The organism is Desulfobaculum sp. (genome assembly GCF_054921475.1).
The window spans coordinates 1-16,127 of record NZ_JBUDSW010000004.1 but is presented as its reverse complement, the minus strand read 5'-3'; the positions used below and the strand labels follow the sequence as shown (position 1 = coordinate 16,127).

The 16,127-nt window shown below is 66.1% G+C and carries 10 protein-coding genes and 1 pseudogene; 8 read left to right on the top strand and 3 right to left on the bottom strand.

Annotated elements, in window-relative coordinates:
- Window positions 1-32: 32 nt before the first annotated feature.
- Window positions 33-503, bottom strand: a complete 471-nt coding sequence (gene mrtJ / locus ACY69P_RS00580) for a JDVT-CTERM system glutamic-type intramembrane protease MrtJ (protein ID WP_462326217.1) — start codon at window positions 501-503, stop codon at window positions 33-35.
- 168 nt (window positions 504-671) lie between these two features.
- Between mrtJ and ACY69P_RS00575 the strand changes: the two genes are divergently transcribed.
- Genes ACY69P_RS00575 through ACY69P_RS00565 form a run of 3 tightly spaced genes read left to right on the top strand, consistent with a single transcriptional unit; the run spans window position 672 to window position 5,072 of the window.
- Window positions 672-1,445 carry a PDZ domain-containing protein gene (locus ACY69P_RS00575; RefSeq protein WP_462326216.1) on the top strand — a complete coding sequence of 258 codons (774 nt, stop codon included), beginning with the start codon at window positions 672-674 and terminating at the stop codon, window positions 1,443-1,445.
- Window positions 1,446-1,493: 48 nt separating this feature from the next.
- Window positions 1,494-3,581, top strand: a complete 2,088-nt coding sequence (locus tag ACY69P_RS00570) for a secretin N-terminal domain-containing protein (protein ID WP_462326233.1) — start codon at window positions 1,494-1,496, stop codon at window positions 3,579-3,581.
- Window positions 3,582-3,584: 3 nt separating this feature from the next.
- Complete coding sequence (locus ACY69P_RS00565; protein ID WP_462326215.1) at window positions 3,585-5,072, top strand: GspE/PulE family protein; 1,488 nt, start codon at window positions 3,585-3,587, stop codon at window positions 5,070-5,072.
- On the opposite strand, the gene ACY69P_RS00560 is transcribed toward ACY69P_RS00565, so the two are convergent.
- Complete coding sequence (locus ACY69P_RS00560) at window positions 5,059-5,919, bottom strand: VanZ family protein (protein ID WP_462326214.1); 861 nt, start codon at window positions 5,917-5,919, stop codon at window positions 5,059-5,061. The two genes, ACY69P_RS00565 and ACY69P_RS00560, sit on opposite strands and share 14 nt — an antisense overlap.
- On the opposite strand from ACY69P_RS00560, the gene ACY69P_RS00555 reads away from it, so the two are divergent.
- Entirely contained in the window at window positions 5,887-8,199 is a 2,313-nt protein-coding gene (locus ACY69P_RS00555) for a transglutaminase domain-containing protein (protein WP_462326213.1), read from the top strand. The genes ACY69P_RS00560 and ACY69P_RS00555 overlap by 33 nt on opposite strands.
- A gap of 84 nt (window positions 8,200-8,283) precedes the next feature.
- On the opposite strand, the gene ACY69P_RS00550 is transcribed toward ACY69P_RS00555, so the two are convergent.
- Complete coding sequence (locus ACY69P_RS00550; RefSeq protein ID WP_462326212.1) at window positions 8,284-9,489, bottom strand: type II secretion system F family protein; 1,206 nt, start codon at window positions 9,487-9,489, stop codon at window positions 8,284-8,286.
- Window positions 9,490-9,710: 221 nt separating this feature from the next.
- Between ACY69P_RS00550 and ACY69P_RS00545 the strand changes: the two genes are divergently transcribed.
- The 4 genes and pseudogenes from ACY69P_RS00545 to ACY69P_RS00530 all read left to right on the top strand — a co-directional run.
- Entirely contained in the window at window positions 9,711-11,849 is a 2,139-nt protein-coding gene (locus ACY69P_RS00545) for an STT3 domain-containing protein (RefSeq protein WP_462326211.1), read from the top strand.
- Window positions 11,850-11,855: 6 nt separating this feature from the next.
- Complete coding sequence (locus ACY69P_RS00540; protein WP_462326210.1) at window positions 11,856-13,040, top strand: glycosyltransferase; 1,185 nt, start codon at window positions 11,856-11,858, stop codon at window positions 13,038-13,040.
- Window positions 13,037-15,043, top strand: a complete 2,007-nt coding sequence (locus ACY69P_RS00535; protein ID WP_462326209.1) for an STT3 domain-containing protein — start codon at window positions 13,037-13,039, stop codon at window positions 15,041-15,043. The genes ACY69P_RS00540 and ACY69P_RS00535 overlap by 4 nt, the downstream gene beginning before the upstream one ends.
- Window positions 15,019-16,127: pseudogene (locus ACY69P_RS00530) on the top strand (hypothetical protein); the annotation flags it as partial. The gene ACY69P_RS00535 and the pseudogene ACY69P_RS00530, both read left to right, overlap by 25 nt.

Sequence of the window (16,127 nt, the reverse complement as noted above, 5' to 3'; positions counted from 1 at the left end):
CTTGGCGAGAGCGGGCGGCCATGGCCGTCCGTCTAGCCTGCGCCCAGCAGGGGGCGGTGGAAATAGAGGGCGTTGTAGACAAGGTGCAGCAGCACGCACAGCGGCAGGCTGCGGTGGCGGTCCCACACAAGGCCGAAGGCAAGGGACGGGACAAAGGTTGCCAGCGCCCACGGCGGACTGTGGGACACAAGGTGCATGGCGCTGAATGTGGCCGACGCCGCAAGATTGGCGACGCTCACGGGGCCGAAGGTTCGGTCCGAGACAAGCCGGTGCACGGTCTCCTGCAGGCCAAAGCGGAAGGCGGCTTCCTCGGCGCAGGCCTTGAGCAGCAGCATGCCAAGGGGCAGGGCCGCTGCGGGCCGGGGCAGGGCGTAGGCCACACCCCCGGCAAGCACCAGCGCAAGGTACCCCGGCGACACAAGCCCCCGCCATGTGGAGGACCACTGCCGGAGCAGGGCGCGGGTGAATCTGCGGGAGGGCGTTTGGGTGCCTGATTTGGTCATTTTCCCTCAAAGGCCCGTGACAGGCCGTTATCTGCTGGGTGAAAAGCGCTCGCCTTGTGCAATGATTTGGGAAACGTATTGTAGTAGAGGGTGAAATCGCTTATACCGAGTAATGATGGGGAAACCTCTACATTACAGGTGTATAGCATAACGACGATGAAATTCAATATGTTGAAATGGATATGGCCTATTGTTGTTGGTTTGGCCGCTGCCTATGCAGTCAGCGGGTGGGCTGTGCCCGTGTCCGTGCCGCCGCGGCCCGATGCGCCGGAGGCGGTGCCTGCTTCCGCGGCGGAGCAGAACAGGCTTATCAAGGACATTCGCGACCGCAATATCCTTGGTCTGGCAACGCCGGCGCCCAAGGCCGCCGCGCCCAAGCAGGCCGCGCCCAAGGTCAACCCCGCGTCGTGGCGGCTGCTTGGGACCGTGCTGGGCAAGCCCTCGTATGGGCTGTTCATGGTGGGGCAGGAGTTTAAGACCCTGTCCGCCGGGCAAAACGAGCAGGGCTGGAAGCTGATCAGCGTGGAGCCGCAGGCCGTGGTGTGGACGCGCGGGGGCGACACACAGCGCGTGGAGCTGCGCGACCAGAAAAACCTGCCCGCGCCGGTAACGGTGGAAAAGTCCGTGGCCGTGAACCTCGACGGCAAAAAGATCGCCCCGTACCTCAAGGACCCCACACAGATGCTCAACCACGCCAATTTCAAGCCCTTCCGCGAGGGGGGCAAAGTGATTGGCTTCCGGCTGCGGGACATCAAAAAGGACTCCATCCTCAGCACCATTGGGCTGGTGGATAACGACGTCCTCATCCGCATCAACGGCAGGCGCATGGACGGCCCGCACAAGCTCCTGATGGCCTACAAGGACATGAAGCCCGGCACCACCGTGACGGTGGATGTGCAGCGCGGCAAGGATGTGAAGACCTTTCTCTTGAACATCGACTAGACGGAAGCAGGGTAGAATCAACATCGCGGAAGAACAGGGGGAAACGTGATGCTCAAGCTGATGCGGAATGCCGTGGTGTGCGCGGCGCTGGTGCTGACCTTGTGCGGCGCGGCCGCCGCGCAGGATGGCGCGGACGTGCAGGCCAATCTGGACAACATCCTCATTGGGGACCTCGTCAAGTTTGTGGCCAACTACACGGGCAAGAACTTTGTCTACGACGAGGGCATCCCCGCCCAGCGTGTGAGCATCTATTCCAAGGAGCCGGTCACGGAGTCCGAGCTGATGACCATTCTGCGGCATATGCTGCTGCTGGTGGGGTATGATGTGGTCATCAAGGACGACGTGCACTACATCGTCCGGCGCGGGCAGGTGAAGGAGATTGGCGACACGCTCTATCCCAGCATCAGCCCCGGCGGCGACGACGAGCGCATCACCGTGTTCTACCGCCTTGAGGGCGGGCTGGAGCCCAAGTCCGCCAGCGAACTGGTGGCCGGTATGGTCAGCCCCGGCTACGGCGCGGCGCTGCCCGTCCCGCAGGCGCGCGCCCTGCTCATCAGCGACAAGCGCCTTATGGTGCGGCGCATTGTGGAAGTGCTGGACTCCGTCCCCCTGACGCGTCCGGACTGGAAGCACGACATTGTCCCGCTGGAAAAGGTCAAGGCCACGGACGCCCAGCGTGTGATTGCCAAATTCTATGGCGACCTCAAGGCCAAGGGCTTTGGCGGCGACGAGCCGCTGTCCTATGTTCTTGGCTGGTCCAACAGCGTGCTCATTGCCGGACTGCCCGCGCAGGTGGATGAGGTGAAGGCCTTGCTTCAGCGCCTCGATACCGGCGAGGACGTCACGTCCAATTACAAAATTTACCGCCTGCGCAATGCCAAGGCCAACACCGTGGCCGATGTGCTCTCGTCCCTTGGCGAGCGCCTTGATGAATCCGCCTCGCCTGCTGGCGCGGGCGGTGAAGACGCCAAAACCAAAACCTCCGTCGTGGCGGGCAAGGAAAAGGAGGACTCCTTCCTTGTGTCGTCGGATGTGGATACCAACACGCTGGTGGTGCTGGGCGATCCGGATTTCCTCGCGCGGGTGGACGCCATCGTGGAGGAGCTGGACCGGCCGCTGGATCAGGTGTTTGTGGAGGCGCTCATCTTGGAGACCAGCCTTGAGAACGCGCAGTCCTTTGGCGTGGAATGGCTGGCTGGTGGCGGCGGCAGCAACGTTGGGGCCAGCATTGGCTTTATTGACAACCCCAAGACCGGCGACAGTTCGCTGATTCCCTTCCAAGCCCCAACGCTGGAGAGCGACCCGGAGGGGCCGAACTTTTCGGCGCTTCCCGGCGGCTTTACCCTTGGCGTATTGGGCGATGTGGTCACCTACGACGGCGTCCGCTACCCCTCCCTTGGCGCGCTTGTATCCTATTTGAAGGAAGCCACGGGCGTGAACATCCTCTCCACCCCGCAGATTCTGACCATGGACCATGCCGAGGCCGAAATCTTTGTGGGTGAGGAGCGCTTTGTGCTGGAAGGGCGCAACATTACCGACGGCGGCACCACCCAGAACCAGTACCGCGAAAAGGAAATCGGCGTGAAGTTGCAGGTCACCCCGCACATCAACGCCGAGGATGGCCTCATCCATCTGGACCTGTATCAGGAGGTGGCGCGTGTGACGGCCATTTCCGCCACGGATGGTCTGCCCATTACCCTCAAGCGCAACACCAAAACCTCGGTCCAGCTTCTGGACGGCGCGACCATGGTCATCGGCGGCCTGATTCAGGACGACCTGGACCGTGGGCAAAAGGCCATGCCCGGCATCTCCGAGGTGCCGCTCCTTGGCTGGCTGTTTAAGAGCCGCAACACATCGGCCGTGAAGCGGACGCTGATGCTCTTTGTCTCCGCCCACATCGTGCACACGCGCGAGGACGCCATGGAGCTGAGCCGCCGCAAGCTGGACGAGGCGCGCCAGCAGACGCAGGGCGTGCAGGATGCCATTAACAAGGAATTCAACCTCGACGAGGACGAGATTCCGCCCAACTCCGTGGACGAGAGCCTTGAGAGCTTTGGCATGGGCGGCAAGCCCGCGCCCGCGCCCGAAGCGGGAGAAAAGCCGCTGACCGAGACACCCATCATGGAGGAGCAGTAGACCATGCCCCAGCAGTCCATCCGGCTGGAAAGCCTGAGCGACACCGTGGTGCAGGCCTATTTGTCCTTCCCACAGCGCAACGAGTTTTTGCCCGTTGGCATGGACGGGGACGCCGTGACCGTGTGGGTGCTCAAGGACCGCGCCCTTGTGCAGGCGGACTACCTCAGCTGGATGCTAGGCATGGGCCTGCGCACCGAAGTGGTGGCGGAGGAAGCGTTCTATCCGGCGCTGGAGGAAGCCCTGTCCCTGTGGGAGGAGGAGGGCGAGCAGAGCGAGGAGGACGGCGACCTTGACGCCGCGTCGGACAGTCAGGAACTCCTTGGCTGGGGGCACGACGATGCGCCCATTGTCCGGCTGGTAAATAAGGTCATCCAGCAGGCGGTGAGTCAGGGCGCATCGGACGTGCACGTGGAGGCCAGCGAGGGCCGCTTTCTTATCCGGTTCCGCCTTGACGGTGTGCTGCACACCGTGCGTCAGCTGGACCGGCGGCTGCAATCCACCGTGCTGGCGCGCATCAAGGTCATGGCCGAGATGGACGTGGCCGAAACGCGCGCCCCGCAGGACGGACGCATCCGCGTGAAGGTGGGGCACAAGGACGTGGACATCCGCGTCTCCACCGTGCCCACCCTCAAGGGCGAAAAGGCGGTGCTGCGTATTCTGGACCGGTCCAAGACCATCCTGTCCCTGCCGGACCTTGGGTTGCAGGGGGAGGACCTTGTGCAGTTCCGGCAGGTGGTGAGCGCGCCCCACGGCATCGTCCTGGTCACCGGCCCGACGGGCAGCGGCAAAACCACCACCCTCTACGCCGCGCTGTCGGAGCTGGTCAGCGAGGCCAGCAACATTATGACCGTGGAAGACCCGGTGGAATACAACCTTGAGGGCGTGAATCAGGTGCAGGTGAACCGTGCGGCGGGCGTGACCTTTGCCGGAGCCATCCGCGCCTTTTTGCGGCAGGACCCGGACATCATCCTCGTTGGTGAGATTCGCGACGAGGAAACCGCCAGCACCGCCATTCAGGCGTCGCTGACCGGGCATCTTGTTCTGGCGACCCTGCACACCAACGACGCAGCCACCGCGGTGACGCGCCTGCTGGAGATGGGCATTGAGCCGTTTCTTGTGGCGTCGTCGGTGTCCCTTGCCATGGGCCAGCGTCTGGTGCGCCTCAACTGCCCGGAGTGCGCCGCGCCCCGCCCCATTGAGGAAGAAACCAAGCGCCTGCTTGGCGAAGCCGGGAAGGATATTGTGGAGCAGCAGGTCAGTCAGGGGTGCGAGGCGTGCATGCAGACCGGCTTTAAGGGCCGCCATGGCATTTTTGAGCTTTTGCCCGTGGACGAAGGTCTGCGCGGGCTGATTCTTAGCAAGGCCAGTGTGGACCGCATTCAAGAGTATGCGCGCGCTGGCGGGCACCGCTCCATGCTGGAACATGGCCTTGAACTGGTGCGGCAGGGCCGGACCACGGTGGAGGAGGTTCTGCGCGTTACGCGTCTGTAGTGCGGCGTGTTGCCGCGCGCACCAGCGCGGTGACGGCGAAAAGCAGCGCCGCAAACGCGGCCAGCCCCCACGCCGGGGAAAGAATGTGATAGCGCCTGCCGTATTCGGCCACGGTCCAAAAGGACGCGGGCTGAAGAAAGGACAACACCATATGCCGTGTTCCGTCGATGAGGGGGAACACGGCATACTCGTTTCCGGGCTGGGCGTAGGGAATGAAGCGGTCCGTCAGTCCGGCCCACAGGCCGGTGAGCAGGACGATGCCCCACAGGCTGGCCCCCACGGCGCGGGCGGGCTGGCTGGCGCGCGCCGGGCGGGTGCTGGCCCAGCGCCACAGCATCACGCCCAGAGCCACGCCAAGAAGATTCAAAATGCAGTCGTTGCTATCGAGGTATTTGGTGTACTGTGGAAGCAGGGCGTACTGCAGGGCCTCGTCCACGCACCCCGCCAAGGCGCCCAGCAGCATGGCCGCCACGGCGTCCTCGCACGCCAGCATAAGCAGCAGGCCAAGCAGGGCGTATTGCGGGTAGTGGACGCGCTCAATGTTGGTGACCACCAGCAGCGCGTCGGCAAGGGCCACAAGGGCGAGCAGGATGGCCCATGCGCCAACCTCGCGGCGGCGGGGCGCACTGCCAATGCGCAGGCGGGCCAGTACAAGCAGGGCGAGGAAGGCAAGGCTTGCGGCATGGAGGGCGGCCTCCATGACCGGACGGCCAAACAGGGAAAAGATGCGGCCGTACAGCGTGCTTGCCGTGTCGTGCCCGAGGGTGACGGCAAGCCAGTACGTGGCGGCGCACAGCAGCCACAGGAGGGCGGAATGGGCAGGACGACGATGCAGTGTCTCGGGCATCCGGCGCGGCTCCTTGCGGTGCTGGTGTTGTGCGTTTGTGCAGGGTGTGCGGGGCGTAGTGCCCCAAAGGCCATGATACCCGACGACGCCCCCGGGGCCAAGCAGGTGGCGGACAACATCCGGGCCGTCCTTGATGTTGCCGGGGAGAATGCCCCGGAGCTGCGGCGGTTTCTCAGCCGGTACGAACCCGGTTCCCGGCGGCGGCGCGCCGCGTGGTTTCTGGTGGCCAACCTGCCGCCTGCCGACGCCATGACCATGGACGAGGCCGCCCTTGCCGAGCACGTGGACTATGCCTTTATCGCCCGCCGCGCCATGCCGTGGGGACCCTCCGTACCGTGGGATATCTTCTTGCGCTATGTCGTCCCCCACCGCGTCACGCAGGAGCCTGTTCAGCCGTACCGGCGGGAATTTTTCAGCGCGCTGGCTCCCCTTGGCGTCCTCAGCGGCGACATGCGCCGCGCCGCGCTGTCCCTGAACCAGTGGGTGTTCACCCGTGCGGCCTACGGGCCGTCCTCGCGCCGCGACCAAGGCGTGCAGGACACCTTGGCGCGTGGGGCCGGGCGGTGCGAGGAGCTTTCGGCCCTGCTTGTTGCGGCGTGCCGGTCGCTCAGCATTCCCGCGCGTCCGTGCCTTGTGCCCGCATGGCGGCATGATGACGGCAACCATATGTGGGTTGAGGTGTGGGCCGCCGGGGGCTGGTGGCCCCTTGGCGCAGGGGAGATTGACGCGGACTTTGGCGTTGGGTGGTTCCTGAAACCCGCCCTTGCCGCGCCCATCGTTCTGGCCCCGGCCTACGGCCACGGCCCCTCGGATGAGCCGCTCTACGCGCGGAAGCGCTCCTGCGACATCTATAACCGCACCCATGAATACACCCCGCCCGGAGACCTGCTCATCCGTGTGCGGGGCGGCGATGCGCCCTTTGGCGGCGGCACGGCGTATATTTTTGTGGTGAACGGCGGCGGCTTGACGCGCGCAGCGCGGGTAACGCTGGATGAGGACGGCGAGGGACGCATCACCCTTGGCGGCGGCGATTATCTTATTGGCGCGGGGCGCGGCGGGCAAGTGGCCTATGCGTGGACGTCGGTTGCCCCGGACGAGACCGGGCAGGTGACCCTTGACCTTGCGCGCGGCGGCGTGCCCGAGGGCGGGCGCTGGGTTCGTTTTCCCCGCTACGCGGAGGTGGAACAGCACTTTTCCGGCATGTACGAGAGCATCAAGGCCCAGCGCAAGGAGGCCACAACCTCCGCCGAAACCCGCCGCATGAGCGAGCTTGGCGCGTTTGCGGGCATCTCTGCCGCCGTGATGCAGCGGCGTAGTGTGCCCGGCAGCGAGGCCGCCCTTGAGGTGGTCCGCGCCGCAGGGCGCGACGGGTACGAGGTGCTCCGCGCGCTCATCATGGCGGCCAGTGAGCCCAATATCCCCCTGCGCGAGGCGCTTGAGCAGATGAGCCCCAAGGACCTTGTGGCCATGCGGCCCGAGGAGGCCGAAGCCGAGGCCCGCCTTGCGCGTGATGCGTGGCAGCGGGCGGGGCATCCTGCCATGGATGACCTGTTCCGGGATTATGTCCTCAGTGGCCGTGTGGCGGATGAGCCGCATTCGCACTGGCGGCGGTCGCTGGCGGAGCGTTTTGGGTCCGGCGGAGTGTCGGTTCTTGGCGCGGCGCGGCGTGTGGCGCGGGGCAGTGCGGCCCTTGCCGTAGCGCGGGATACGGTGCTCGGCCCGCCACTGACGCCAATGCAAAACGCCGCGTCCGGCCTGGTGACCAGCGAGGCGGAGCGCGCGGTCTTTGCCGTGGCGGCCCTGCGGAGTCTTGGCGTGCCCGCACGCGTGGACCGCGACCTGCCGTGGGTGGAATTCCACGACGGGCATGCATGGCGGCCGCTGTATCCGGAGCATGCCTCGGGCGTTGGCGATGCCTCGGCCGAGGCCCGCGCCAAGGCGTGGTACGAGGAGCGGGGCGAATTGGAAATCCGCTTTGCCGCCGGTGGCCGCGCCCTTGATGAAAGCGCGCTGGCCTACGGGCGCGAGTTTGCCGTGGCCGTCATAAAGCCCGACGGCGACATCCGGCGGCTGGAAAATCCCAAACTGCGGCGTGACCCGGAGCGCGGCAGCGTGCATGTGGCGCTGTCTGCCGGGCGCTATGTCGTGACCACGGTGAGCCGCGATGTGACGGGACAGCCCTATTTGCGCTTGCGCCTGCACACAGTACGCCCCGGCGAGGCGACCATTGTTCGGCGGACGCTGGACCATCCGCCGCCAGAGGGCGAGGACGCACAATAACGCCGCAGAGGCGCCAAGCGCGGCGCGCCCGCATCCTCTGGCTGTCCGGAGGGTGCGGGCGCGGTGGTGTTTGTGGGGGGAGCGCTAGCGGACCAGTGTCGTCAGGTCGAAGATGGGTTCAAGGATGGCGACCACAATAAAGGCGATGACAAGGCCCACACACAGGATGAGCAGCGGCTCCGCCAGCGCCACGATGCGCCGCAGGACGTTGTCCACCTCGCGCTCCATGATGCCCGTCACGCGCGAGAGGAAGGGCCCAAGCTGGCCGGTGCGCTGGCCCGAGGCAAGGGTGAGGATGTACACATCCGGGAAGATGCCCTGCGCCTCCAGCACCTTGTCCAGCGGGCGTCCCGCCGCCACTTCGGCCCGGGCCTCCATGATCTTTTCCTGCAAAAATGCCGAGGACACCGCGCGGGCGGAGCTTTCCATGGCCTGCACCAGCGGTATGCCCGCCTGAATCTGGAACCCCAGCAGGCCCGAGAAGCGCGCCAGCAAAAACTTTTGCACCACGGGGATGCGCCATGTTTGCCGTGAAATGACGCGGCGCATGGCGGGGAAACGCCGGTACGCCGCCATAAGCAGGAGCGCGAGGCCGAGGGGAACCAGCAGAACCGCCGCCCCAAGAGACTCCATCATCCGCCCAAGGCTCAGCAAAAACGCCGTGGTGGCGGGCAGGTCATTGCCCGAGGCCTGAAAGATGGACGAAATCTTGGGCAGGACATTGGCCAGCAGAAACCACACCGCGCCAAGCCCCACACACAGGATGACGCCGGGATAGGCCATGGCCGTGGCAAGGCGGCCCTGCACTTCGCCCCGGCGCTCCTCGTTGCGGGCTACCTGTTCCAGCACCGCGCCAAGGCGCCCTGTGGTCTCGGCCACGCGAATCATGCCCACATACACCGCCGGGAACTGGCGGGGGTAGTCCTCTAAGGCGCTGGAAAAGGGCGTGCCCTGTTCCACCTTGTCGCGGATGTCCAGCCAAATGCGCGAGCTTTTGCCCGTTGCCATGCGGCCCACAAGGTCCAGCCCACGCGCGAGGGAATGCCCGCTCTGGATGAGGATGCCCAGATAATAGAATGATTCCGACAGCCGTACCCGCGCCGCCGGGACAAGGCGCGAAAGAAGCGACCCGCGCCGCGGCGCCGCGTTGTCCGCTACCGGGGCGAATTTCAGCGGCGTCAGCCCCTTGTCCCGCAGGAGCGTCATGGCGCGGGCGGAACTGTCCGCCTCAATGTAGCCTTTGGCCTTTTTGTTGTCGGCGTCCACGGCGGTGTACTGGTATGTTGGCATGAAAATGACCCGTTCTTTGATGTATTTCGAAGAGTTGTTGACAGAATCCCCATGCATCGTCGTATGATGGATAGGCTCAGGTCTGTCCATCGTCTGGATGATTCGCCTGCATTGTGTGCTTCGTCTTCTGCCGAGAGTGAGACACTGCTTATGCCTAGGGTAGAGTACATGGTTTTCTCGAATATTGGCAAGGTTCTGATGGATTTCCGCAGGAGGCTCAGTTGCGCGCGGACATAAAGGGCATGCTGCTGGTGGCGTGCGCCGTGGCCGTGTTTGCGGCGGCCTTTGGCGTGCGGGCCATGGATGTATCCAAGTGGAATTCTTCCGAGGCCTACCGCGTGGATGGGGAGCGCATCCTTGCCACGCATGACGCCTACGCGTGGCTGGCTGGCGCGCGCGGCGTGGGGCTGGGCACCGGTTCGCCCCTTGCGCGGCTGGCGCGGGGCGTCTGCGCCGCTACGGGGGCGTCCATGGAGACGGTGGCCTTTTGGGCGCCTGCCGTGGCCGCTGGGCTGGTTGCCGTGGTCACCGCCCTGTGGGCCGTAGCCCTTGGCGCGCCCGAGGCCGCGCTGTGCGCGGGGATGCTCGCCACCATTGCGCCGGGCTATTACATGCGAAGCCGCCTCGGGTACTACGATACCGACATGGTGACCCTGCTCTTTCCCCTGCTGCATGGCGTTTTGCTGTGCCTGTGGCTGGGGCCGTGGCTGCGCACTCCCCGTGACCTTTTGCGGCGTGGCCGTGGCGGGGATGCCCCGGCAGATGCGCCCGGTCCGCGCAGCATCCTTGTATGGCCCGTGGGCATTGGCCTTGCCGCTGTCGCCTGCGGCGGGCAGTGGCATCATAATATTCCCGACTATTACGCCATGGCCTATCTGCTGGCCGCTGCGCTTGTTGTGCTCGTGGGGCGGCGCGGCGCGCGGCGGGGGCTGGTCCTTGGATTGGTGCTCCTTGGCGTTACGGCGTTTTTTGGCGTGTGGGGCGCCGTCACCGGGGCGGGGCTGGCCGCCGTGCTGTGGAGCTCGCCAAGGTGGCGGCGCGCGGCGGCGGCGAAGTCCCTGCCCCTGACGCTGGCCCTTGTTGCGGTCATGGTGCTGGCGCCTGATGTGCGCGGCCTTGGCGCGTCCGTGGCGGATAAACTGCTCTTGTACGCCAAATCCTCCGCGGTGGATGTGTGGGACGCCGCCCAGCATGGAGACAACGCCTCGTCCAGCGGGGCTGGTCCGGCCTATCCGAATGTGGTGCAGAGCATCATTGAGGCGGGCAATGTGGACCCGATGGAAGTGCTGGGGCGCCTTGGCGGCAGTGCGTGGTACGTTGTGTCCGGGCTGTGCGGGTTCGTTCTTGTACTCATCGCCCGTCCGGGCGCGGTGTTTCTTGCGCCGCTTGCAGCTATGCCGTTTTTGGCGGTGCGCTTTGGCTCTCGGTTTGCCATGTTTGGCGGGCCTGTGGTGGCGCTTGGGCTGGCTGTGGCAGTGGTGTGGTTGGCGCGGCAGTGCATGGGCAGGCGCCGGGGGGTTGGGGCCGTGGCTCTTGCGGCCTCGCTGTGCGTTGGCATTGTTGTGTATGTCCCTGCGGTGCGGGGGTATTCCACCCTTGGCGTCTCCCCGGTGATTGACGCCCCCCACGGCAAGGCGCTGAAGGCCCTTGGCGAGTTTGCCCCGCAGGACAGCATGGTCTGGACGTGGTGGGACTATGGCTACGCCAGCATGTACTACTCCGGCCGGATGACCTTTGCCGATGGGGGCCGCCATACCGGACGCTATTTGTATCCCTTGGCCAAGGCGCTGACGACGCCCTCCGCGCAGCAGGCCGCGCAGATTATGCGCTTTTCCGCGTTGGAGGATGACGAGCCATGGCGGCGCTGGGATGACATGACCGCGCGGCAGGTGCGCGCCATGATGCTGGACCTCGCGCGGCCCGGCGCAGTGCCGCCTGCGGACGGCTCGCGCTATCTTGTGGTCACGTGGGAGAACCTCGCGCTGGCCTCGTGGATTACCTATTTCGGCACGTGGGACCCGGTCCTCGCCAGCGGCACGCATGGGCTGTGCCGCAGCCTGCGCCACGCGTTTACCGTGGATTTTGATACCGGCACCGTGGAGGTGCAGGGACGGCGCTTCCGCGTTGCCACCGTGGACCAACTCACGCGCGAGGGGCGCGAGTTCCACGCCTATCCGGAAGCGAAGCTGCATTTGGTCATCAATGTCCCGGCCAGCCGCGCCTATGTGATGGACGACGCCACCTACGCCAGCATGCTGGTGCAGCTGCTGCTTGTCCGGCCGGATTCACCGCGTTTGGATGGGGCGCTCCGCCTTGTTTACGAAGGATTTCCCCACGTTCGCATTTATGAAGGATTGTAGAACGTCATGCGCATTGTGCACATTGGCAAGTATTATCCGCCGCGTCCGGGTGGCATTGAAAACTTCGTCGCGGACCTCGCGCGGGAGCAGGCGCGCTCCGGCCATGACGTGACGGTGCTTGTGCACGCAGGCAAGGAGCCGGGAGTGGGGCGGATGGTCATGGAGCGCGGCGTGCGCGTGCGCCGGGTGCGCAGCTATGGGCAGCTGGTCTATGCGCCCGTGGCACCGGGATTTGGCTGGGCCTTGTGGCGGACCCTGCGCCGCATCCGGCCCGACGTGGTGCATGTGCATATGCCTAATGTTTCGGCCTTTTGGCTGCTGCTGGGGCTGAAGGGGCGGCCCATGGTGGTGCACTGGCACGCCGATGTTGTCCCCTCCGGCTTTGATGTGGGCCTGCGCGTGCTGTATCCGCTGTATAGGATTTTTGAGCGCGCTCTCCTGCGCCGCGCGGATGTGGTGGTGGCGACGTCCCAGCCGTATTTGGACTCCAGCGACGCCCTGCGCGGCGTGCGGCGCAAGTGCCGCGTGGTGCCCCTTGGCCTGTCGCCGGAGCGTGTGGGCGCGGCCCTTGGCCCCACCGGAAATGCCGGGCGCACCGTGCCCGGTGAGGAGCCGCGGCCCATGATTTTTTCCGTAGGGCGATTTGCCTATTATAAAGGCTATGAGCATTTGGTGCGCGCCATGGTGGACGTGCCCGAGGCGCGCCTTGTCATCGCAGGCAGCGGCCCGCGCCGCGAGGCCGTCTCGCGCCTTGTGGAGCAATATGACGTGCCGTGCCGGGTCTCCGCCCCCGGACACGTGGACGAGGTGGAACTGCGCAAGCTCTTTGCCATGTGCGACGTGTTTTGTCTGCCGTCCATTGAGCGGACCGAGGCCTTTGGGGTGGTGCTTTTGGAGGCCATGGCCCACGCCCGTCCGCTGGTGACGACAGCCATTCCCGGTTCCGGTGTGAACTGGGTGAACAAGCATGGCGAAACAGGGCTGGTGGTGCCGCCCGGCGATCCGGCCGCGCTGTCCGAAGCGCTGCGCTGGATGATGGCCCACCCCGAGGAGCGGCAGCGGATGGGCGAGCGGGCGCGGAAGCGCTTTGTGGAGCAGTTCCACATTGTGGCGGTGCAAAAGGCCATGGACGATGTGTACCACGAGGCGCTTGGGCGGGAATGGGTTCAGCGCGCAGAGGAGGAGGCATGAGGAGAGGGTCGCCGGGGGCGCGGCGCATGTGGTGGGCCGCGGCCTGCGTGCTTGCCATTATTCTAGGCATTGCCGGGTATGTAGACGACTGGCTGTTTTTGAGCACGCATGCGCTGTTTCGCTTTGAGGGCGCGCCGCTGTTGCACGCCACGGACGGCTATTTTTATCTGGAGCGGGCGCGGGCAGTGCTGCAGGGCGCTCCGGCCCTTGGCGAGCCGTTGGTTTCTGTGCTGACGGCTTATGGCGCGCGGGTGACTGGCGCGCCGCTGGCGCTTGTAGCCAGTATAGTGCCGCCGCTGTGCGGCGTGCTGACCGGCGCTGCGCTGGTGCTGTGGGGCCGGGCTCTTACGCGAAATATTTTTGCCGCGCTGGTGGCGGCAGTGGTGGGCATGAGCGTGCCGTATTGGCATGTGCGCGCCGGCGTTGGCTATGTGGATACGGACTGCCTGAATGTGTTTTTTGTGCTCTTTGGCAGTTGGCTGTTGCAGCGTTTTGTGCGCAGCACCGGGCGGCGGCGCGTGGTGTGGCTGGCCGCACTTGGCGTGGTGCTGGCGCTGTTTGGCTGGTGGTGGCGCGCCGGGACGGCGGCGTGTGTCGGCCTGCTGGCCGTGACCTATGCCGCGTCCCTCCCGTGGACGCCGACGCGCGGGGAGCGCGCGGTGAAGCTGGCCATTGGCGGCGGTGTGGCTGTTGTGGCCCTGACGCTGGCGGTGTGGGGGCTGGAGCCGTTTCCCCAGTGGCTGGTGCGCTTCCTTGAGGATGCGGTGAACCATATTCGGTTGGTCATGCGGCAGGAGGGCGGCGTGTATCCCGCCGTGTCCGTCTCCATTGGCGAGTTGAAGCCGCCGGAGCTTGGGGAGTTTGTGACCTACGCCGGTGGCGGCTGGCTGACTGTGGCCGCGGGCATTCTTGGGCTGGGGTGCGCTGTGTGGCGGCGCGGCGGCGCGTGTTTGTTCTTGCTGCCTGTGGTGGGCCTTGCCGCCATATCCGCCGTGTCCGCGCGGTTTATGCTGTTTGTTGCGCCCCTTGTTGGGCTGGGGTGCGGGGCCCTTGTGGCCGAGGCGTGGCAGGCCGCGCGCGGGGCCGGGCGGTTTCAGCGTGCGGCGCAGGCGGCCTCGCTCGCCCTTGCCGTGGCGGTTGCCGCCGGGCCGGTTTCCGTGGCTATGCGGAGCGCCTCGCCGCCAGTGTTTGCCGGGCCAGAGGCCGTGCTGGCGTCGTTTATCGCCAAGGCGTCGCCGCGCTCGGCGGTGGTGTGGTCGTGGTGGGACTATGGCTACATGCTGCGGTATTTTTCACAGCGCCCCGTGTATTTTGACGGTGGCAGTCAGGACCCGCTGCGGACCTTTACCGCCGGGTGGGCGCTCATGGACCGCGACCCGGTGCGCGCGGCGCGGGTGATGCGCTTTTTCACGGCGCATGGTCCGGGCGCGCTGGGGACCTTGGAGGGCCGCGTGGGCACGCCGGCGCGCGCCGTGGCCCTGCTGCGCGAGGTCTTTGCGCAGGACGCCGACGTTGGCGCCGTGCTTGCCGCCTCCGGCCTGCCGGATGACGCCGCCATGCGCGACTATCTGTTCCCGGCGGCGGATGTGGTGGTCTATCTGCCCATGAGCATCCTCGAACGCACGCCGTGGATTGGCTATTTCGGCACGTGGGACGTCGCCGGGGGCGCGGGGGAAAAGGCCCGGTTTACGCAACTGTCCAAGGACGGGCATCAGGTGCTGGCGGCCAGTGGGCGCGTGAGCGGGCTGGACGTGAGCAGTGAGCTTTCCGCCGTGGTGCATGCCGGGCGGCGGGGCGTTGGTGTGCGGCGCTATGACGCGGCGGGCGCGCCTGCGCTGGTGGACCTTGAGGCGCTGCCTCATTTTGTGTTGGTGGATGGCGCCATGTTGGAGAGCACCCTCTACCGCCTGCTGTTGGCGGCCCCGGACAGAACGCGGGGCTTTCAGCCGCTGGCGTATGACTCCCGGTTTGGAGGCGTATGGCGGGTGAAGCAGGAATTCTGACGCGGCAGGGCGCCGTGAACGACGAGAGCCGTCCTCTTCTGCTCCTTGGGTGCGCGGTTTTGGCCGTGTACGCGCTTGCCGTGGGCTACGCCCAGCATTGGCGCATGGCGAACGATAGCGCCAACTACGTGGAGCAGGGCCGCCCGCTTTTGCGCAATTTGGACGGCTACTATTTTTTGCGCCTTGCGCGGGAGCGCGCCGAAGGGCGCTATGCCCCGGTGGATGCACTCCGCGGCGTGCGCCGCCCATCTCCGCCGCCGCTTTTGGCGGACGCCGCCGCGCTGGTGCAGCGCGCAAGCGGCGCGTCGTGGGAGACCGTCGCCTACTGGATGCCCGCAGTGCTTGGCGTTTCTCTCGTTGCGGCGCTGATGGGCGCGGGGGGCATGCTGGGGAACCTATGGATAGGCCTTGTGGCGTCCTTTGCCAGCTTTGCGGCAGGGTTTTGGATGATTCGCGCCGGGCCGGGGTTCTTTGATACGGACTGCCTGAATCCGGCCCTTGTCCTTGGCGCGGGGCTCTTTCTGCATGGTTTCGTGACAACGCCCGGACGCGGGCGCTGGGGCTGGGCCGCCGCGCTGGTGTGTGATGCGGTGGTGCTGGCCCTGTGGTGGGAAGCGTGGCCGTCGGTGCTGGCGCTGGTGGTTGTGGCCTACGCGCTGACCTTTCCGCATCCGGCGCACAGCTTTGAGCGCGGCGTCAAGCTGACGCTGGCCGCCGCGGTCACCGCCTGCGCTGGGTTTGTGGCGCTGTATGTGGCTGGGGTGGTGTCGTCCGGGCCGGATGTGCTGGTGCGCGTGGCTGAGCATGTGCGCCTTGTTCTTGGGCGCGAGGGGGCGGGGTTTGCCTCGGTGACGCGCTCGGTGCAGGAGCTTGGCGGCGTGGACGTGCGCGGCATGGGCGCGGCCCTGATGGGCAGTTGGGGCGCGCTGGTTTTGGCGGCGGCGGGCTGTGTGGTGGTGCTGGTGCAGCGTCCGCTGTTTGCCGTGTGTTTGCTCCCCTGCGCCGTGCTGGCCTGTGGCAGCGCGGTGTCCGCACGGTTTTTTATCTTTGCCACGCCGGTTTTGGCCCTTGGGTACGGCGTGCT